Genomic DNA, 17,305 nt, shown 5'->3' on the forward strand with positions numbered 1-17,305 from the left:
CGCCTCCTACAGGTCCATGCCGTCATTGGGATCGAGCGAGACCTGACGCGCCACGCCCGTCATCTGGCGGCGTAGCGCCTGACGCTGGCGGGCGACATCTTCCGGCTCGTCGTCCAACAGAACCGCGAATTCCTCCGAAGGCTGCTGGTCGGTCGTCTCCTTGACGATGGCGACATGGTCGGGAAGCTCGGGTTCGCGGCGCAGACCGCTATTGGCCGGGTCGCCCTCCGCCTTCTCCATCTTGGCCATCAGCGCTGCGTCGGGTTTCTGTGGGGAGAGCGCCGACCAGCCGTCGGCGCGCGATGTGCGCCCGGACGCCTGCGGATCGGGCGGCGACAGCACGCGCTCCTTGAAGCGGGCGTCCTCATAATAGCGCGCCTTTTGTGCGCGGATTGGCGCTGTCCCAGCGATCATCACAATCTCCTCGGTAGGCGGAAGTTGCATCACCTCGCCGGGGGTCATCAGCGGGCGGGCGGTTTCGGAGCGCGACACCATAAGGTGTCCGAGCCAGGGCGACAGCCGGTGACCGGCATAGTTCTTCATCGCCTTCATCTCGGTCGCGGTGCCGAGCGCATCGGAGACGCGCTTCGCGGTGCGTTCGTCGTTGGTGGCGAAGCTGACCCGGACATGGCAGTTGTCGAGAATCGAGTTGTTTGCGCCATAGGCCTTCTCGATCTGGTTCAGGCTCTGCGCGATCAGAAAAGCTTTAAGTCCGTAGCCTGCCATGAAGGCTAGCGCGGACTCGAAGAAGTCGAGGCGGCCGAGCGCTGGAAACTCGTCGAGCATCATCAGCACGCGATGCTTGCGCTCCTTGGCGTGCAGGTCCTCGGTCAGGCGCCGGCCGATCTGGTTCAGCACGAGGCGGATGAGCGGCTTGGTCCGCGAGATATCGGATGGCGGCACCACAAGGTAGAGCGTCGCCGGACGCGGATCGGCGATCAGGTCGGCGATGCGCCAGTCGCAGCGCCGCGTCACCTGGGCGACGACGGGATCGCGATAGAGGCCGAGAAACGACATGGCGGTGGAGAGTACGCCGGACCGCTCGTTGTCGGATTTGTTCAGCAGCTCCCGCGCCGTAGACGCGATAACCGGATGCGCTCCAGCCTCGCCGAGGTGCGGTGTCGTCATCATCGCCTTCAGCGTCGTCTCGATCGGCCGCTTCGGATCGGAGAGGAAACCAGCGACGCCAGCGAGCGTCTTGTCCGCCTCGGCGTAGAGGACGTGCAGGATCGCGCCGACCAACAGCGAGTGGCTGGTCTTCTCCCAGTGATTGCGTTTGTCGAGCGAACCCTCCGGATCGACCAGCACGTCGGCGACGTTCTGGACGTCACGGACTTCCCAATCGCCGCGGCGCACCTCGAGCAGTGGATTGTAGGCGGCGGATTTCGGATTGGTTGGATCGAACAGCAGCACACGGCCATGCTTCGCCCGGAAGCCCGCGGTGAGCTGCCAGTTCTCGCCCTTGATGTCATGGACGATGGCTGAACCCGGCCAGGTCAGCAGCGACGGCACGACCAAGCCGACGCCCTTGCCGGAGCGCGTCGGCGCAAAGCACAGCACATGCTCAGGTCCGTCATGTCGGAGATAGTCGCGCTCCAGCTTGCCGAGCACCACGCCATCCGGGCCGAGCAGGCCAGCCGCCTTCACCTCTCCCTTCTCGGCCCAGCGCGCCGAGCCGTAGGTCTCGACATTCTTGGCTTCCCGCGCCCGCCAGACCGACATGAGAGTCGCGACCGCGATCGAGATGAAACCGCCCGAAGCGGCGATGAAGGCTCCGTTGGTGAATATCTCCGGCGCATAGGCGTCGTAGGAGAACCACCACGCGAAGAAGGCCGGCGGGAAATAGACCGGCACCCCTAAGAGCCTGAACCATGGCGCTCCGAGCTGCGCCTGAAAGCCGAGCTGCCAGGCGACGTACTGCGTCGCGCCCCAAGTCGTGATCAGCACGATCAGGAAGACGATGGTGATCTGGCCCCAGAGGATTTTGGTCGCGGACATCGGCGTTGCTCCTTTCTTCTTCTTGTTCGTGGCTAAAGGCCGAGGTCGCGCTTGCGCCCGAGGCTCCACTCGATGCCGCCGCCATCGCGGGCGACGCCGGCGACGTGCTGGCCGAGTTTGCGTTCGATCTCGCGCGACCAGGGCACGAGCTGGAAGCCGAGCCCGTTGTCGATCATGGCGAAGCGTCCCGAGGAGAGCGTCAGGCGCTGGCGATAGATCCCCGAGACATGCTCGCCGGCCGCGGCTTTTACATTCGGCATCCCTGTCTCGGCCGACAGCTTCTCACCCACGGCGTCCAGTTCGCGCTGGCGCAGCGTGCTCAGCAGATCGCGCTGGAGGATAATGCGCTGACCCTGGCGGCGGCCGAGCCCTTCGTCAGCGAGATGTTCGGCGCGGGCCTGCATGGCGTCGCGCGCCTCGCGGCCGAACCCGGCAAGAGAGAGCGGCATCTGTTCGCGCTCGACCAGACGATGGTCGAGCCAGGTGGCGCCCGGCGCGGTGACCTGGGTGCGCAGATCGAGATCGGAACGGGTGGCCAGCACCAGCGTCGGCCGCTGGTCCTCCGGCCCGCCGAAGCGTCGGACCTCGACGATGCCGCCGACGGACGGTGCGTGCTCGAAGGTTTCGATGCCACGGAATCGGACATGGTGGGCCCGGCCGTCGGTGCCGTCGATCACGGCATAGGCTTCGCCGGTCAGCTCGTCATGAAGACCCTTGTCGACCAGACGCCCGATGATCGGGGAGCCGGAGCCGCCGTCGATCACATAGTCGGCGACGCCGCGATCCTGGCCGCGCTCGGTGAAGGCACGGTGCATGGTCTTGATGATGTCGCCGCGCATGCCGAGATCGCGAAGGTGGCGTTCGGCTTCCAGCCCGACCATCCATTCGCCAGGACCGGTCGACGTGGCGAGCCCCATCTTCTCGAGATGCTGGAGGCGGCCGATCATTAGGCGGCGGGTCTCGGAATCCGCTGGGCCGTCTGACGCGGAGCGAAAGTCGATGGCGCCGACGTCGTCGGCCTGGCCGCGGATTTCGACGTCAAGGCGCGTCCACCGATCGGCCGTGACTTCCTTCTCAAGGGCGTTGCGGATTTCGTGCTCGGGCTTCGGGCCAAGCTCGATCGACACCAGATCCTCGGCGCGCGAGCGCAGGCCCCGGCTGATGTATTCGCGTGAGATCACGAGATCGGCGCCGGTCTCATCTACACCGCGCACGAGCAGATGGACGTGTGGATTGTCGGTGTTCCAGTGATCGACGGCGACCCAGTCCAGCCGCGTCCCCAGATCGGCTTCCATCTGTTGCGCGAGGTCGCGAGTGAAGGCCCTGAGGTCGGTCATCTCGCCGGCGTCCTCCGGCGAGACGATGAAGCGGAAATGGTGGCGGTCGTCCTTGCACCGGTCAGCAAACGCGAGATCGTCGGCGCGATCGGAGCCGGCGTCGAACATAACGCCCTTTTCGCCATCCCGGCTGACACCCTCGCGCTTGAGGTAGGACAGATGCGCGGACAGCGGCGCGGAGCGGAAGGACCGGCCTTGGTGGCGCACGACGCGCGCCTTGACGACGACGCGGCGCGTTGAGCTGAACAGGCGGCTGGGGCTGAAACTGCCGCGTCCCCGGCCGAAGGTCGAGCGGCCATAGCCAGACGCGCGTCTGCCTAACGCGGGCGCACCGGTATGGCCCGCCTTCTTCGCGGCCCGCAGCACCTGGTTGAGGAAGCTCTTCGCCTTGGGTGCGCGCGTGGCTTTGATGCGGCCAGGCCGGACGCGAAAATCGCTGTCGCCCTCGCTCATAGTGAGCCTCCGGACAGCGGCAATTCAGGCCCGTGCATACGGAAGCCTTGAAATCCTTCACAAAAACCGGTCCTCATGCCCGCGACCGACCGCCATGCACGCCAAAACGCAAGCCTCCTCAGAGGCTTACAGCGTTTCGGGCATGCGCTTTTATCTCGCCGTCTGTTGGTCGTGTTTCCCTGCGACCCCCATCCTCCCGCCCAACCTGACCGGAAGCCCGCTACGACGCGCCAGAGTGCGAATGCCGTCATCGCGGCTCTCCCGCACGATTGTGGACGACGAACAGGCCCGCAGACTGCGGGACGATGGCGGAGACATCGCGCGCGGTCGGTACTGCCGGCGCATCGTCCCGATTGCCATCGCGCTGCACAGGATCGGCCGCCGATGTGCGCTCGGATTGCGCGACGAACAGCGGCGCGCGAGTCCAGGCTTGCGGATCGGCGGCGGCAACGACGGTCGCAGGCGCGGTCAGTTCACCGCCGCCGAAGATAGGGAGGAGTGCGGCGACATAGGCGCGCGTCTCCGCCGGCAAGGGGCGGCCGGCGAGATATTCCTCATATCGGCCGGGTCCCGCATTGTAGGCGGCGAGAAAGCCGGGTGAACCGTACCGATCGTGCATTTCGCGCAGATACGCCGCGCCCGCCAGGATGTTGTCGCGCGGATTGAAGGGATCGGGTCCGAGCGAATACCGAGCGCGCAGACCCGCCCAGGTGTCGGGCATGATTTGCATCAGGCCCATCGCGCCCTTCGGCGAGACGGCCCGCACCTCATTCGCGCTCTCGACGCGCATGACCGCCCTGATCCAGGTCGCCGGGATGCCGAAGTGCTGTGCCGCTTCCGCGATGTGAGCCGCGTAGGGACCGGCCGGACCGGCGCGTTCGACCGGCGCGCTCTGCGCCCGGGTGAAGGCCGATGGTGCGCCGATGAGAAACAGGCCGGAAAGGAGAAGGGCGCCTGCATGCCGGGCGGCGCGATGACGCCCGGCAGCGGTGATGTGACGCGCGGATGGGGACAGCCGGCGCATCGGCTCAATCCCGATCGCCGCGCTTGGGCGGGCGGTTCCAGTGCAGGCCCCAGGCGGTCTTGTCGTCGCCGGACTGGAACAGGTTGGCGCGGATAGGCTGCACGAAGACGGGATCGTCGAGCTGCAACGAGACGTAGTCACCGGCGCGTTCGCCGGTGCGCTTCCAACCGGCGCCGACCTCCGGTCCGTCCTCGTCGCGGAGGTGGATACGATAGTCGGGCGCGTTCTCCGCGTCGGACGGTTCGGCGGGAACGACCGTCAGCTCAATGTCGAGCGAGAGGGTGCGGATACGGCCCGAATAGCCCGATTTCGTGCGGGTGAATTCTCCGATCTGGGACATGGAAAGGCTCCTTTGCTGTGCGGTGGAAGGACGGGATGGACGCGCGCGTCACCGCGTTGGCGCGCGCCATTCGAAGCGGCCGTTGCCCTCTTCATCGGTGTAGAGAGGCGCCGCCCGACCGATCATTGTGTCGGTCGAGACGGGGCCGAAGTAGCGACCGTCGAGGCTGTCGCGGACCTGCCAGTTCATGAGGAAGATCTCGCCCACGGCGATGAGGCGGCAGCCTTGCCAGCTCGGCAGGACGCGGCCCAATCGGTCGCGATCAAGCGCTTCGGCCATGTCGACGCCATCGACCGAAATCGTGCGGCCTGTGCGACAGACACGTTGCCCGGCAACGCCGGCGACGCGCTTCATCAAAGGCACGCCACGCGGCAGGTAACCGCGCTCGGCCAGGAAGGTCGCGAGTGGTTCAGGCGCATCGACGGCGACGAGGTCGGTGACCTCGGGCAGTTCGTCGGAATCGATCGCGTAGAGCCCGATCGGGACACTCGCCGAGGCGTTCCAGACGAGTTTCAGCGGCAACGGAAGGAAGGCCGCGATGGCTACACCCATCGCCGCGAAATACGTCGCCATGGCGTAGCCGAAGCGGCTCATGGCTCGGCCCTCCGGCGCAGCAGGAAGGCCCGATGCTGCTCGGCACTGTAGGCGCGTGGCTCCTCGCTGGCGGTCAGGCGGTTGTGGATGTGGCGCCAGTGATCGGGCGACACATCGACCGGATCGACGCCGATAGCCTCGATGGCGTCAATCGCCTGCAGCACGCGCTCGACCTTCGGCCAGCCTTCGATCTTCAGCAGGATGTCGCCGCCAGGCCGAACAAAGGGCAGCGTCTGAAACGGCTCGCCGGCGCCAACAGCGCGCACGATGTCGATGCGCGAGATGATCGTGCCGAACTCGTTCGCCGCCCAGCGGACGAAGGCGAAGACGCTGTTCGGCGCAAAGCCCATGACACGGCGGCGGCGATCGAGGATCCGTTCGTAGGTGTCGTGGCCGAACCGGATCCAGTTCTCGACCTTCTTCTCGATCCAGGTCAGCTCGACCAGTGTCGTGGAGGGCGGCGGGCTGGCCGGTGCAGCGCCCGCGCGCGCGCGCGGGGCCGCGGTGCTGGTCATGACGGGTCTCCTTCGGTGTTGGGAAATTCGCGCGCGAGCAGCTCGCGCAGCATGTCGGCGACGGTGACGCCGCGCTGGAAGGCGGCGATCTTGATGCGCCCGCGCAAGTCCGGTGCGACGTCGATGGTCAGCCGGGCGGTGTAACCGCCATCGGCCGCCCCGCGCGCCGAGGGCGCATCCGACGCCTTGATCCAGCTTTCGGGATCGGCGGGGCGCGTGGCGAAACTGCGCTTCGGGGATCGCTCGGTCATGGCGCGATCCTTTCGATCTCGGCGCAGAGCGCGGCGATTTCGCGAGCGGCGGGGCTGTCTTCGTTCACTTCGGAAACCAGCCGGCCGGATTGCGCCGCGTCCGCGAAGGCCACACGCTGGCCGATGGTGGCGCCGAGCACCGGCGGGTCGTGGTCGGCAAGGGTCTCGGCCGTCGCGCGGGCAATGACGGTGCGCGCGCCGCAGCGGTTCAGCACGAAGCGGGCGGCGAGCTGCGGGCGATAGATGCGCGCCTCGCCGAGCAGCGAGAGCATCTCGGCGGAGGCCCAGCCGTCGAACGGCGAGGGCTGAACCGGGATCAGCACCAGGTCGGCGGCGAGCAGCGCCGAGCGCATCAGCCCGGCGACACGCGGCGGCCCGTCGATGACGACGTGATCGACATCGCGCGCCAGCTCCGGGGCCTCGCGATGCAGCGTGTCGCGCGCCAGACCGACGACGCCGAAGAGCCTTGGAAGCGCCTCGCGAGCGCGCTGCTGCGACCAGTCGAGCGCCGAGCCTTGCGGGTCCGCGTCTATCAGCGTGACGCGCTTTCCCCTGGCCGCCCATTCGCCGGCGAGATGTAGGGCCAGCGTCGTCTTGCCGACGCCGCCCTTCTGATTGAGAAGCGCGACGATCATTCCGGCTCTCCCGACGCTGGATCGAGAGGCGGGCGCAGCCCGTTTTCGGGACGGTCGCCGATGTTTTCCACATCGCGCGCGCGTCTTCTAAAGTTAGATTCTTGGTTAGACTCTAAGTTAAGGGCGTGATTTCGATTTTGTTTTCCGTGGCTTATGCCCGGTTTGGGTTCCCGATAGCACGAGCCTGCGGTTCCCGATGGCACGATAGTGCGGGTTCCCGATAGCACGAGGCTATCCACAACTTGTCCACAGGGCGCCGAGGGCTCGAAGGCGAGCAGCACGCGACCGCCGACCTCGGCCTCGATGAATAGCGTGTAGCCCGGCAACGGCTGGCGGCGGATGATGTCGCGCAACTCGAAGGCGAAGCGTTTGAACGGGGAGAGGCTCCCGGATTTCTGGTGGAGGTGTCGGAAGTCAAAGCGCCAGCCGGCGCGCTGCTTGCCGCCGTGTTTGCGCACCAGGCGATAGAGCCAGCGGTCGAGCCCGCCAGTGAGATCGAAATACGCCCGGTCGATTGTCAGCACGAGCGCGTCATCGAGAACGGCGCGATAGAACCAGTCGGGAACGATCAGCTCGATACCGGCCGGTCTGCCGTTGCGGTCGGTACGCTCCTGCCATTCGTTGATCCAGGAAAAGCGATGCCGGCGACCTTCCGCCGGCTGGCGGATCGAAGTGGCGATGGTGGTCGACTGAAGCCGATCCAGGGCGGCCTTCAGCCGCTGGTAATCACGCAGGCCGACACCGCGGCCGATGAAGTTCAAAATCTCATAGGGCGTCGCTGCCATCAGGCGCGAGGTGCGTAAGCCGGCGTCGCGTGCCTCGACGATCTGGCTCGCCGCCCAGATCAGGATGTCGGCGTCCCAGATGGTAGCCATGCCATGATCAGGCACCGCCTCGACGCGGATCGAGACGTCGCCGGCGACGAAGTCGATCGGCGCGGTGCGATGGGATTTGGAGAGGGAGAAGAACGGATAAGCCATGAGATCCTGCGCGTCGCGCGGTGCGAAATCGCCGGGGAGCGCGTGGAACAGATCGAGCTGCCCGCGCTCCGAGACTGGGCGATGTCGCGCCGACATTGAGAGGGAGCCCGAAGCGGTCAGCGCGCGTGGCGGCTGGCGTGCGCGGGCGGCACGGTCTCTTGGCGCTTGGCGGGAAGCAGCGTGCCGCGCGGATCGGAGGTCGAGGTGACCGCACCGCGTTCGGTCCAGGCCTGCAGATCATCGACCGCGTAGACGACACGGCCGCCGAGCTTGCGATAGGAGGGGCCGGTCCCGTAAGTGCGGTGCTTCTCCAAAGTGCGGGCAGACAAGCCCAAGAAGTGCGCGGCTTCCTTGGTGCGTAGAAAGCGCGGCGGCAATGCGCTGAGATTGGGTGTCATGATCGGGCCTCCGTGGTGTCCGTGGGGGCCGCTGGCGTTTAGCGGCTGACGAAGGCCACGATGGCGAAGGGAAACCGGCGAGTTGCAGCGGGATTTTGGGAGGTACTAAATCCCCACACCAAGGAGACGCGTGCGATCCGGCTAGGATCGGCGGCGATGACGAAGCAGTTTGCGATAGCCGCCCGAGATCATGGCGCGGGCATCCCCGAGGAGGCCCGCGACGGCGTGGCGGGCGGAAGCGGCTTGCCATTCGTCACGGGTGAGTTTGCCGATGCGGAGGATGACCTCGGCGATCTCCTGCTGGGTCGCTCCGGCGCCATATCCGTCAATTGCTTGCAGCATGCGCCGCGCGCGGGCCAGTTGCTGACGCGTGAGGCGCGTGTCGGGTGGAATGGCGCGGCCGTGAAGGGAGGCCAGCAGCCGAGCAACGGCTTCCATGCGGTCGAACCCCTCCATGCCAAGTGGGATCACCGCTACGAGCGGCTGCTCGGCCGATCCGTCGCCGGGAAGCGCCAGGTGCAGTCGCTGGCCGTTTCTCAGATCGTGCAGGAAGTGAAGGCTGTGTTCGGTCGGCAGGTCCGCAGACCGTGTCGGTGGCGAGAGGAGCGTGCTATCCGCAGCGATGGACGCCGGCGCCGGTGTCAGTATCACCGATCCCGTATCTTCCTCCGGAAGCCAGAACACTTGCGCCTCGGTGGACTTCAGAGCAGGGGCGACAAGGAAATCGTAACCCCCAGCGCCGGCCGGCTCCCTTGGTCACGGACGGTGAATCTCTCGACGCGCTGCTGAGTTCGGCGTAGTCGCGTTGATAATCCTCGTTTCGCCTCAGCCATTCCCAGCCGACGTCTGGAGCGGCGAGATGGTCGACGTACTCGTACTCTGATGACGATCGCCACCGGGATGCGTCGGATGACATCGAAATCCTCCTAGCTCGCATTATTCGTGCGTTTTGAGGCGGATACGATTCCCAGTTGAGCAACAAGAAGGAAGTCCTTGAGCCGGCAACAGGTGTTGCCGCTGCGGCATCACCACCGCTCAGTGACGGTAACCTTCGCGCACAAGCTCGCGGTAGCCGTGTGTGGTCATCCAACGAGCACGAGCGAGATGGGTGTCATGGACATGTTGGGCGCGCTCGGGGTCGTATTTGGGATCGAGGCCGAAGAGAATCTCGACCGCCTCGCGCCAGTCGGCGCCGTCCGTGGCTGCGTCGAGCAGGCGGAGGTAGAGCTTCATGTGCTCACGATCATAGGGCGTGAGCACCGCGCTGTCCGGCGGCTCGTTTAAAAAGTCTGTCTTGATCACAACCGTCCTCTGGAATCATTCTTATCCATTCCGGAGCTATTTGTTAACCGTATGCTGGTCCCACTGCGGCAGAATCCGTGCCGTTGAAAGCAACGGTCCGACCAAAGCGTGTTGCTCTCCAATGAAGCGCTATCGCTTGTCGATTTTCCCACGGACCACCATCACCCCTTCGCCCTGGTCGGTGGTCAGGAGGAGGATGCCATGGCCTTCAAGCGCCCGCCGGACCTGATCGCGCGTAGTTTCATACACCTCAAGGCCGCTCGCGGATTCGAGGCGTTTCAGCGCGGTCAGCGATACCTGGGCCTTGTCAGCGAGCGTCTCCTGGCTCCATCCGAGCAACGCGCGTGCGGCCCGCGATTGTCGGGCGGTGATCATGCATGATCACCTCCCACCAACACAAACCAACACGCTAGAACTACGACTATAATAGTCGTTCTAGGTGGCCGATGCTAGCCGATACTGCCTTTACGGGCAGGCTTACAATCGCTGGAACTCAAACTGATTCGGTCGCCCACAAAGCGATCCCCCGCCCGGACTGACCGGGCGGGGGATCGCGTTGACCTCAGTCGCCGTTGCGGCGGTTCGGGCGGGACCAGATGAGGCTGAAGCCTTCGCCGTCCTCATCGTCGAAGAGGTTGGCGTAGATCGGGGCGTTGAAGCTCGGGTCGTCGAGCTTCAGGCCCAGGTAGGCGCGGCCCTCGTTGGAGGTCTTGGACCAGGCGGCGCCGATCTCGGCGCGGCCGACGAAGACGCGATGGCTGGGGGAGTTCTCGCCGGTGGCGCGGGCATCGGGGACGATGCGGACGTTTTTGGTCTGGACGCTGAGAGTGACGATTTCGCCGGTGAACTCGTTGTTGCCGGTCTTCTTGAAGGTGCCGATGGTCGCCATGGTAGTTCTCCTTGAACTCTGTTCCGAACCCGCACCATTGCGGCCTCGATGGCGATCGACAGGCCGGAGGCGATTGACGGCGCACCCCGCAGGGGCCTGACAGCAAAGGAGGGGCTTTCTTGGCTCGCGAGGAATGACGGCGCTGCCGGCAGGGGAAGAAAGTTTCGACGCCGCTGTTGCGGCGTAGGCGATCGAGGCGCAGCCGACCTTCGGCCAGATCAGCCCAATGAAGAGGCCGTTTTGGAGCGGTCGATCTGACAGAGACGCATCACAGGAGGACGTGGCGACCATCCTCGACCGACATGACCGTAGTCACGTCGAGACATCGCGATTTCACCTGGCTCCGTCAGACCGAATGTCCGCCGACTTCCCCACGCGCGGACGAGAGCGCACTCTCTCGGCACCGCCACCATCGGCAATGCCGTCACGGCGTCGCTACCAGCGCCGGCACCGAGGGGATGACGCGTCAGCTTGGGCTAGCCGTCGACCCGATCAACGTCATTGCAAGCGCACTCTGCCGACGAGGAGCGCGAGCGAGACGTGCGACATCAGCTACTGTCCTGCCGCCGCGGGCGACGACGTCAGGCGCGCGCGACGGTCTGCCCGGTTGGCCCGGGCGCGGCCATCGCTGTCACCCGGATGAGCGCCGTGATGCCAACGGCGATTGCGCCGATGACGGAGAAGATGACCTGCCAGGTGTCGGAGGGCATGGTGTGTTTCACGATGCCATGCGTCGCGTGGTAGCCGGCGAGCGCTGCGGGCGCGACGAAAGCGAGCGCGAGCGCGAGGCGTATCCAGAGAGGACGGATGAAGGCGAGCAGGAACTGCCCAAGGCCGAGCGTCAGTGCGGCGGCGATGAGGCCGACGATGATCGCGCCGAGCCAGCCGGCGCCGGTCTGATAGGCCCATGTCCCGGCGCTAACGCCCGCGAAGAACGGCAGCGCGAAGACAGCCAGTGTGAACAATAGCCAGCACAGGCCGCCGATCGCGGCGATGCTGGCGAGGATACCGATGAAGATCATGGCGATGGTCTCCGTGAGATAAAGGTCTGACGGTCGCGCCTTCCACCACCACCACGGCGCGATCTGAAGTATAGCCGACGATGTCCGTCGACGGGAGCGGAAATCGGTTCGATTTCCGCATCCTCGACTGGCGACGCCCCCGATCAGGGGGCGAAGGGATCGATCTCCGCTACGATCTCGGCGTCGCCGTCGAACTCGGTGATGGGCGTGACAGAATGGGTGCCGTCGCCTGCCTTGAAGATGATGATCGCGACCATGAGGGTCGTGGCGAGGCTGAAGGCGTAGGCATGTGCGTCGTTGAGGGACATTGTACCGGCTCCTGTCTTGGAGGCGGGGGACCATCCCCCGCGTGACAGGCGCCCGATGTGTCCGGCCGAGGGCCGCAATCACCGCGTCGGCGAAGCAAGCGGCGGCATGCTCGCATAGCCGACCCTTTACGGGTTGATGGCGTCAGGCCCTTGGCTGGACCAAGGATCAGCGAATGGATGCAGGGGTGGTTTTCCGTCGGTCAGAGGAGCCGCCAGACGATTGGACTTCGATGCATCTGCCGGGTCCGCCAAGCGTCCCGCCGGTCGTGATGCCGTCGACATCGGGCGCTATGATGCGGAAGGAGTAACTGCCTGCGAGGCTGCCGCATGACGAAAATCCCGAAGAAGAGCGATTTCCCCGTCGGTCAGGTGCGCCGCTATCTGGAGACAGGCCCGATCGTGCTGGTGTCCTCGAAGTGGGAGGGCAAGACCAACATCATGACGCTCGGCTGGCAGACGATCCTGGAGTTCTCGCCGTCACTCGTCGGCCTGATGATCTCTGGCGGCAATCACAGCTTCAAGATGATCCGCAACAGCGGCGGATGCGTCATCAACCTGCCGACGACCGCATTGACCGACACCGTGGTCGGGATTGGCAATACGTCTGGAAGCGAAATCGACAAGTTCGCCCATTTCAAGCTGACGGCCGAAGACGCCGACGAGGTCGATGCGCCGCTGATTGGCGAGTGCCATGCGAGCTTCGAATGCCGGTTGCACGACGATGCGCTGGTCGAGAAGTACAATTTCTTCATTTTCGAGGTGGTGAGGGCGCATGTCGCGTCGTCGCCGAAGCATCCCGAGACGCTGCATTATATCGGCGACGGTGTGTTCATGGTGTCCGGCAAAGTCATCAGCCGGCGATCCCAATTCCGGCCCGAGATGCTGGGATAGTGGATGGCGCTCACGCGCCACCCGTGCCGAATTTCCAGACCGGGATGCCGAGCTTCTTCGCCTTGTCGGCGAGGTTGTCCTGAATGCCGGTGCCCGGGAAGTGCATGACCCCGATCGGCAGAACGTCGAGCATCTGATCGTTGCGCTTGAACGGCGCGGCCTTGGCGTGTTTCGTCCAGTCTGGAGCGAACCCAACCTGCGGCACCTTGCGATGGTCGGCCCAGCGGGAGGCGATCTTTTCGGCGCCCTTCGGCGATTTGCCGTGGATCAGCACCATATCGGGATGCTTGGCGTGGACCTGATCGAGCTTCGCCCAGATCAGTCGGTGATCGTTGAAGTCGAGCCCGCCGGTGATCGCGATCTTTGGGCCGGCCGGCAGCAGCACCTCGTTGTCGGCGCGCTTCTTTGCGGCAAGGAAGTCGCGGCTGTCGATCATCGCCGAGGTCAGGTTGCGGTGGTTGACCATCGATCCGCTGCGGGGACGCCAGGGTGATCCGGTATGCCGTTCGTAATGCTCGGCGGCCTGATCGCGCATCAACTCGAAGGCGTTGCGACGCTCGATCATCGTCTGCCCTTCGGCCGTCAGGCGCTCCAGCTCGACCGCCTTCACTTCGGAGCCGTCCTGTTCGCGTTGCCCGCGGCGCTGCGCCTGCTCGTTGTCGTCCAGCTCGCGCTCGATCCGGTCGGTGGCGCGGTGGAAGACGTTGACAGTCGACCAGAGAAGATCGTCGAGGTCGGGCTCGAGGCGGGTGTCTTCCAGGGTGATGATCAGGGCGTCGAAGATATCGGCAATGGCGCCGGCGACTTGGTTGCCCTCGGGTAGCGGCCTCCCGTCGGGTTCGTCCGCAAAGGGTCGGTAGCCATAAAGCTGAAGTTCGGACAGGACGTGGTCGGTGGGGGATGATTCGTGATGCGGCTCGTAGCTGTCGTCGTGCTCGCTCATCGGGATGCTCCTTCGTCGGTGTGACCGCGACCCTCGCGGCCTTCTGGCGACGAAAGCCGGCAGGCGGACCGGACCTGCACCCGGAGCGGAGCGAGAGGGCCGGAGCACAGCGGAGGACGGCGAAGGCCGGCTATTTTGCTTCGCGATGGAAAGGCCCGAAGGGCCGCCGGAAAATAGTCGGGCGCCGACGTTGTTGGTCCGGGCCGTTTGCTGGCCGATCGCCCTCTCGAAGGCCGGGTTGCGGCTCTCCCCGACACCTAGGAGCATCCGAGCGATGCCGGCGACGGCATTGCCGTGACCAGCATTCCCTCCCGGCTATGCCGCCAGTGCCATGAAGCGCGCGACGTCCTGTGGTGCGATCTGCACCCGCGCCGCTGCCCGCAGGCTCTCCAGTCCCAGTGTGCGCAGATCCTCGTTGAAGTCGCCCAGCCTCGGAGACACGACAATCGCCTCGATCCCGGCGGTGTTGGCCCGTTCGATGAGCGTCGTCATCGCACCGTCGCCGGCCGGATCGTTGTCGCGCGCGATGTAGAGTCGGCGGAGTGTCTCGGGGAACTGGATGGCGGAGAGGTGTGCTGCGGAGAGCGCCGCTGCCACGGCCATGTCAGGCAACACGCATCGCAGCGATAGCACCGTCTCGATGCCTTCGCCCGCCGCCATCACGTCGCCCGGTACACCAAAGCGGACCGCGTGCCCGAGAAGGTCGCCCATCGCGCGCCTCGGGGTATCGATCGGCGCTTTGTCCGAACCGTCCGGAGCAAGCCAGGTACGGTGCGCGCCGGTGATCCGGCCAGCCAGATCGGTGACGGAGGCGATCATTGCCGGCCAGGTCTCGGTCGGGGAATGCTCGTCAGGGCGATAATAGCAACGCGGGTGGAACCGCAGTGATCCGGTTCCGTGCAAAGCCGTAATCGCACGTTCCCGCAGATACGCTTCTACGACAGTGCCCAAAATCGGCTGGGACATTCCGACAAGCCGCCGCGCCGCTTCCGGCGATCCGGTCGGAGCCGATGCTTTGCGCTCGCCAGCATGCGGACGGTCCGCTTCGGGTTGTGGCATCGACAGGAAGGTACGCGCCTCATCGGCGACGTCCTTGAAGTCGATCAGGCCGCAGCTCTCACGGATGACATCGAGCAGATCGCCATGCTCGCCCGTGGCGGCATCGGTCCATTTGCCGGCCGCGCCCTTGCCGGTGTCGCCACCCTTCAGCCGGACGAACATCGAGCGGCCGGGCGTGTTGCGGACATCGCCGACCAGCCAATAGCGGCCCTCGCGATGTCCGGTGGAAAGGTAATGGCGGCACACTGTTTCGGCCTGGCGGCCGAGACGCTGCGCCAGTTCGGAGGCGTCGTGACGGGCCATCATGCCGCCTCCCGCTCGCCGACGCGCTCGACAGGGAAGCGCTCGAGCACCTTGCCGAGAATCGCGGGGCCGGCAGCGTCGGTCGGGACGAAGAAGCGCAGCTTCCACGAGATGATCTCGCTGAACAGGCCATAGGCCCGCAGGCGGTCGCGCATCGCGTCGGTGAAGCCCGACAGTTCGATGCGGTTGGCGCCCATGACGCGGACGCGGCGAAGCTGCATGCACTCGGCGATGTCGAGAATGGTGCGGCCACCCATCAGCGCAGTGAAAGCGTCGTCAGGGGTCAACGTGCTCGCCCCCGTCGCCAATGCGCCCGCGACCCACGCCGGCGAGACGCGGCGGCCGATGATGCGTTCGCCCGCGTCGGTCTGGAGCCGATAGACCCGCGTGGACTCGTTCGGCAGCCGTTTCCAGATCGGCAGCAGCAGGCCGGCGACGATGTGGATGATGCTGTCCGAGAATTCCGGCACCTCGGCGAGTTCGGCGTTCCAGGCGGCCGCGAAGCTATTCCGATCCGCTTCCTCCCAATGGCTCTCGTTCATCATGCGCAGGGTGGCGTGATGCTGTTCCATCGGACGGATCAGCGCGACGCGACGCTCGATCTCGCCGTCATCGAGCATGATGGATGGTGCCGGGAGCTGCACGGCCGCGCGGCCAGAGCGGCCATTGACCAGCAGCTTCGCGCCCGGCGCGGCGAGAAAATCGAACGCGCCGTCGAGCGAGGTCGGACGGTTCCGCTCGCGCCGGGTGACGGTGAGCAACTGCGTCTCGGCGCTGGTGCCCGGGTGGATATGGATGGTCCGGCGGTCGGCGACGATGAAGCTTTCGGCCTGAAGCGTCTCCAGCCCGAGGTCATAGACGCCGCTGGTGATGGCGCCCTCGATCTTGGCGTTGAGGAGTTGCTCAAAGGCCGTAAACAGGATGCCTTGCAATTCGATAGTGAGCGCCAGCAACCGGTTGAGGAAGGTAGTGATCGGCGGCAACTCATCCTTGATGCCGTTGTCGTCCATCAGCTTCAGGCCGGTGGCGTTCTCGAACATCTGCAGCGAGCAGCCATCGACCTTGCCGCGGACCAGCAGCAGGTAAAGCTGGCGGAGCGCGTCGCGCGCATAGTGCGATTCCAGATTGTCCTCGGGCCGGAACAGGCCCTGGCCTCCGGTCTGGCGCTGGCCGCGCGTGATCGCCCCCAGCGTGTCGAGCCGGCGGGCGATCGTCGACAGGAAGCGCTTCTCCGCCTTCACATTAGTGGCGATTGGTCGGAATAGCGGAGGTTGCGCCTGGTTGGTGCGATTGGTGCGGCCGAGCCCTTGGATCGCGGCATCTGCCTTCCAGCCCGGTTCGAGTAGATAGTGGACGCGCAGCCGCTGGTTCCGCGCCGATAGGTCGGCGTGATAGCTGCGGCCGGTGCCGCCCGCATCCGAGAAGATTAGGATGCGCTTCAGGTCGTCCATGAAGGCGGAAGTTTCAGCGAGATTGGCGGAGGCGGCGCGGTTCTCCACCGCAAGGCGCTCGCCCCTGCGGACGATCCTCCGCGACCGGCCGGTGACTTCCGCTACGATGTCGGTGCCGAAGCGCTGCACGATCTGGTCGAGCGCGCCGGGGACGGGCGGCAGGCTGGCCAGCGTCTCGATCAGGCGATCCCGGCGTGCGACGGCCTCGCGGCTTTCGACGGGCTGGCCATCGCGATAGACCGGCCGCGACGACAGGTTGCCCTCGCTATCGGTGAACGGCTCGTAGAGCTGCACCGGGAAGGAATGGGCGAGGTAATCGAGGACATATTCCCTCGGCGTGATGTCAACGCGGACGTCGTTCCATTCCTCGGTCGGGATCTCCGCCAGCCGGCGTTGCATCAGCGCCTCGCCGGTGGAGACGATCTGGATTACAGCGGTGTGGCCATCGACCAGGTCCTGATCGATCGAGCGGATCAGGGTCGGCGTCTTCATGCTGGTGAGCAGGTGGCCGAAGAAACGCTGTTCTGTCCCGTGAGCAAGTGTATCATTAATAATAATGCATTGATAAAACGCGATGATTCCTTGCGATAGCTAAAAGGGCGCATCATTGGG

The 17,305-nt window shown here is 65.5% G+C and carries 21 protein-coding genes; 1 reads left to right on the top strand and 20 read right to left on the bottom strand.

The window, feature by feature from the left end; all coding sequences use genetic code 11:
* Positions 1-6: 6 nt before the first annotated feature.
* From GGQ90_RS21955 to GGQ90_RS22030, 17 genes are all read right to left on the bottom strand, one after another.
* Positions 7-1,998 carry a conjugal transfer protein TraG gene (locus GGQ90_RS21955; protein WP_069612023.1) on the bottom strand — a complete coding sequence of 664 codons (1,992 nt, stop codon included), beginning with the start codon at positions 1,996-1,998 and terminating at the stop codon, positions 7-9.
* 32 nt (positions 1,999-2,030) lie between these two features.
* On the bottom strand, positions 2,031-3,788 hold the full coding sequence (locus tag GGQ90_RS21960; RefSeq protein WP_069612024.1) for a relaxase/mobilization nuclease domain-containing protein: 1,758 nt from the start codon (positions 3,786-3,788) through the stop codon (positions 2,031-2,033).
* Positions 3,789-4,035: 247 nt separating this feature from the next.
* Positions 4,036-4,812 carry a lytic transglycosylase domain-containing protein gene (locus GGQ90_RS21965; protein WP_069612025.1) on the bottom strand — a complete coding sequence of 259 codons (777 nt, stop codon included), beginning with the start codon at positions 4,810-4,812 and terminating at the stop codon, positions 4,036-4,038.
* Between the two features lie 4 nt (positions 4,813-4,816).
* The gene (locus GGQ90_RS21970) at positions 4,817-5,152 is read right to left on the bottom strand and encodes a DUF736 domain-containing protein (protein WP_069612026.1); all 336 of its coding nucleotides are present in this window, start codon (positions 5,150-5,152) and stop codon (positions 4,817-4,819) included.
* Between the two features lie 48 nt (positions 5,153-5,200).
* A complete protein-coding gene (locus GGQ90_RS21975; RefSeq protein WP_069612027.1) occupies positions 5,201-5,746 on the bottom strand; it encodes a S26 family signal peptidase in 546 nt (181 codons plus the stop codon).
* Entirely contained in the window at positions 5,743-6,261 is a 519-nt protein-coding gene (locus GGQ90_RS21980; protein ID WP_069612028.1) for a DUF2840 domain-containing protein, read from the bottom strand. Before GGQ90_RS21980 ends, GGQ90_RS21975 begins: the two co-directional genes overlap by 4 nt.
* Positions 6,258-6,512, bottom strand: coding sequence for a ribbon-helix-helix protein (locus GGQ90_RS21985; protein ID WP_069612029.1), 255 nt, complete (start codon positions 6,510-6,512; stop codon positions 6,258-6,260). Before GGQ90_RS21985 ends, GGQ90_RS21980 begins: the two co-directional genes overlap by 4 nt.
* On the bottom strand, positions 6,509-7,147 hold the full coding sequence (gene parA, locus GGQ90_RS21990) for a ParA family partition ATPase (protein WP_069612030.1): 639 nt from the start codon (positions 7,145-7,147) through the stop codon (positions 6,509-6,511). The genes GGQ90_RS21985 and parA overlap by 4 nt, the downstream gene beginning before the upstream one ends.
* Positions 7,144-8,223 carry a replication initiator protein A gene (locus GGQ90_RS21995; protein ID WP_210184524.1) on the bottom strand — a complete coding sequence of 360 codons (1,080 nt, stop codon included), beginning with the start codon at positions 8,221-8,223 and terminating at the stop codon, positions 7,144-7,146. The genes parA and GGQ90_RS21995 overlap by 4 nt, the downstream gene beginning before the upstream one ends.
* 20 nt (positions 8,224-8,243) lie before the next feature.
* Entirely contained in the window at positions 8,244-8,525 is a 282-nt protein-coding gene (locus GGQ90_RS22000) for a helix-turn-helix transcriptional regulator (protein WP_069612031.1), read from the bottom strand.
* A gap of 141 nt (positions 8,526-8,666) precedes the next feature.
* Positions 8,667-9,209, bottom strand: a complete 543-nt coding sequence (locus tag GGQ90_RS29395; RefSeq protein ID WP_069612032.1) for a DUF2285 domain-containing protein — start codon at positions 9,207-9,209, stop codon at positions 8,667-8,669.
* Positions 9,136-9,462, bottom strand: a complete 327-nt coding sequence (locus GGQ90_RS29090; protein ID WP_343054011.1) for a transcriptional regulator domain-containing protein — start codon at positions 9,460-9,462, stop codon at positions 9,136-9,138. The genes GGQ90_RS29395 and GGQ90_RS29090 overlap by 74 nt, the downstream gene beginning before the upstream one ends.
* A gap of 98 nt (positions 9,463-9,560) precedes the next feature.
* The gene (locus GGQ90_RS22010) at positions 9,561-9,827 is read right to left on the bottom strand and encodes a DNA -binding domain-containing protein (RefSeq protein WP_069612033.1); all 267 of its coding nucleotides are present in this window, start codon (positions 9,825-9,827) and stop codon (positions 9,561-9,563) included.
* Between the two features lie 129 nt (positions 9,828-9,956).
* Positions 9,957-10,202 (bottom strand): helix-turn-helix domain-containing protein, encoded by a 246-nt coding sequence (locus tag GGQ90_RS22015; protein ID WP_069612034.1) that lies wholly within the window; start codon positions 10,200-10,202, stop codon positions 9,957-9,959.
* Between the two features lie 187 nt (positions 10,203-10,389).
* The gene (locus GGQ90_RS22020) at positions 10,390-10,716 is read right to left on the bottom strand and encodes a DUF736 domain-containing protein (protein WP_069612035.1); all 327 of its coding nucleotides are present in this window, start codon (positions 10,714-10,716) and stop codon (positions 10,390-10,392) included.
* Between the two features lie 581 nt (positions 10,717-11,297).
* Positions 11,298-11,738 carry a hypothetical protein gene (locus tag GGQ90_RS22025; RefSeq protein ID WP_069612036.1) on the bottom strand — a complete coding sequence of 147 codons (441 nt, stop codon included), beginning with the start codon at positions 11,736-11,738 and terminating at the stop codon, positions 11,298-11,300.
* A 143-nt stretch (positions 11,739-11,881) separates the two neighbouring features.
* On the bottom strand, positions 11,882-12,046 hold the full coding sequence (locus tag GGQ90_RS22030; protein WP_165571025.1) for a hypothetical protein: 165 nt from the start codon (positions 12,044-12,046) through the stop codon (positions 11,882-11,884).
* Positions 12,047-12,373: 327 nt separating this feature from the next.
* Between GGQ90_RS22030 and GGQ90_RS22035 the strand changes: the two genes are divergently transcribed.
* The gene (locus GGQ90_RS22035; protein WP_069612037.1) at positions 12,374-12,937 is read left to right on the top strand and encodes a flavin reductase family protein; all 564 of its coding nucleotides are present in this window, start codon (positions 12,374-12,376) and stop codon (positions 12,935-12,937) included.
* Between the two features lie 10 nt (positions 12,938-12,947).
* Here GGQ90_RS22035 and GGQ90_RS22040 read toward each other — a convergent pair whose 3' ends face one another.
* The 3 genes from GGQ90_RS22040 to GGQ90_RS22050 all read right to left on the bottom strand — a co-directional run bounded on the left by GGQ90_RS22040 (position 12,948) and on the right by GGQ90_RS22050 (position 17,092).
* Positions 12,948-13,880 (bottom strand): DUF2493 domain-containing protein, encoded by a 933-nt coding sequence (locus GGQ90_RS22040; protein WP_069612038.1) that lies wholly within the window; start codon positions 13,878-13,880, stop codon positions 12,948-12,950.
* A gap of 315 nt (positions 13,881-14,195) precedes the next feature.
* Positions 14,196-15,242 (bottom strand): DUF7146 domain-containing protein, encoded by a 1,047-nt coding sequence (locus tag GGQ90_RS22045; protein ID WP_069612039.1) that lies wholly within the window; start codon positions 15,240-15,242, stop codon positions 14,196-14,198.
* Positions 15,242-17,092, bottom strand: coding sequence for a strawberry notch C-terminal domain-containing protein (locus GGQ90_RS22050; RefSeq protein WP_246428375.1), 1,851 nt, complete (start codon positions 17,090-17,092; stop codon positions 15,242-15,244). Before GGQ90_RS22050 ends, GGQ90_RS22045 begins: the two co-directional genes overlap by 1 nt.
* Positions 17,093-17,305 lie beyond the last annotated feature (213 nt).

Origin of the sequence: Sphingobium scionense (assembly GCF_014197035.1) — a bacterium.
Taxonomy (GTDB): Bacteria; Pseudomonadota; Alphaproteobacteria; order Sphingomonadales; family Sphingomonadaceae; genus Sphingobium; species Sphingobium scionense.

What these genes read in the sequence shown, in the direction of transcription:
- GGQ90_RS21985 (WP_069612029.1), bottom strand. Translation starts at nt 6,512, where the DNA reads ATGACCGAGCGATCCCCGAAGCGCAGTTTCGCCACGCGCCCCGCCGAT.
- GGQ90_RS22035 (WP_069612037.1), top strand. Translation starts at nt 12,374, where the DNA reads ATGACGAAAATCCCGAAGAAGAGCGATTTCCCCGTCGGTCAGGTGCGC.
- parA (WP_069612030.1), bottom strand. Translation starts at nt 7,147, where the DNA reads ATGATCGTCGCGCTTCTCAATCAGAAGGGCGGCGTCGGCAAGACGACG.
- GGQ90_RS21955 (WP_069612023.1), bottom strand. Translation starts at nt 1,998, where the DNA reads ATGTCCGCGACCAAAATCCTCTGGGGCCAGATCACCATCGTCTTCCTG.
- GGQ90_RS22020 (WP_069612035.1), bottom strand. Translation starts at nt 10,716, where the DNA reads ATGGCGACCATCGGCACCTTCAAGAAGACCGGCAACAACGAGTTCACC.
- GGQ90_RS21995 (WP_210184524.1), bottom strand. Translation starts at nt 8,223, where the DNA reads ATGTCGGCGCGACATCGCCCAGTCTCGGAGCGCGGGCAGCTCGATCTG.
- GGQ90_RS22025 (WP_069612036.1), bottom strand. Translation starts at nt 11,738, where the DNA reads ATGATCTTCATCGGTATCCTCGCCAGCATCGCCGCGATCGGCGGCCTG.
- GGQ90_RS22030 (WP_165571025.1), bottom strand. Translation starts at nt 12,046, where the DNA reads ATGTCCCTCAACGACGCACATGCCTACGCCTTCAGCCTCGCCACGACC.
- GGQ90_RS22040 (WP_069612038.1), bottom strand. Translation starts at nt 13,880, where the DNA reads ATGAGCGAGCACGACGACAGCTACGAGCCGCATCACGAATCATCCCCC.
- GGQ90_RS21980 (WP_069612028.1), bottom strand. Translation starts at nt 6,261, where the DNA reads ATGACCAGCACCGCGGCCCCGCGCGCGCGCGCGGGCGCTGCACCGGCC.
- GGQ90_RS22015 (WP_069612034.1), bottom strand. Translation starts at nt 10,202, where the DNA reads ATGATCACCGCCCGACAATCGCGGGCCGCACGCGCGTTGCTCGGATGG.
- GGQ90_RS21965 (WP_069612025.1), bottom strand. Translation starts at nt 4,812, where the DNA reads ATGCGCCGGCTGTCCCCATCCGCGCGTCACATCACCGCTGCCGGGCGT.
- GGQ90_RS22050 (WP_246428375.1), bottom strand. Translation starts at nt 17,092, where the DNA reads ATGCAACGCCGGCTGGCGGAGATCCCGACCGAGGAATGGAACGACGTC.
- GGQ90_RS21970 (WP_069612026.1), bottom strand. Translation starts at nt 5,152, where the DNA reads ATGTCCCAGATCGGAGAATTCACCCGCACGAAATCGGGCTATTCGGGC.
- GGQ90_RS22045 (WP_069612039.1), bottom strand. Translation starts at nt 15,242, where the DNA reads ATGGCCCGTCACGACGCCTCCGAACTGGCGCAGCGTCTCGGCCGCCAG.
- GGQ90_RS22000 (WP_069612031.1), bottom strand. Translation starts at nt 8,525, where the DNA reads ATGACACCCAATCTCAGCGCATTGCCGCCGCGCTTTCTACGCACCAAG.
- GGQ90_RS29090 (WP_343054011.1), bottom strand. Translation starts at nt 9,462, where the DNA reads ATGCGAGCTAGGAGGATTTCGATGTCATCCGACGCATCCCGGTGGCGA.
- GGQ90_RS21960 (WP_069612024.1), bottom strand. Translation starts at nt 3,788, where the DNA reads ATGAGCGAGGGCGACAGCGATTTTCGCGTCCGGCCTGGCCGCATCAAA.
- GGQ90_RS21975 (WP_069612027.1), bottom strand. Translation starts at nt 5,746, where the DNA reads ATGAGCCGCTTCGGCTACGCCATGGCGACGTATTTCGCGGCGATGGGT.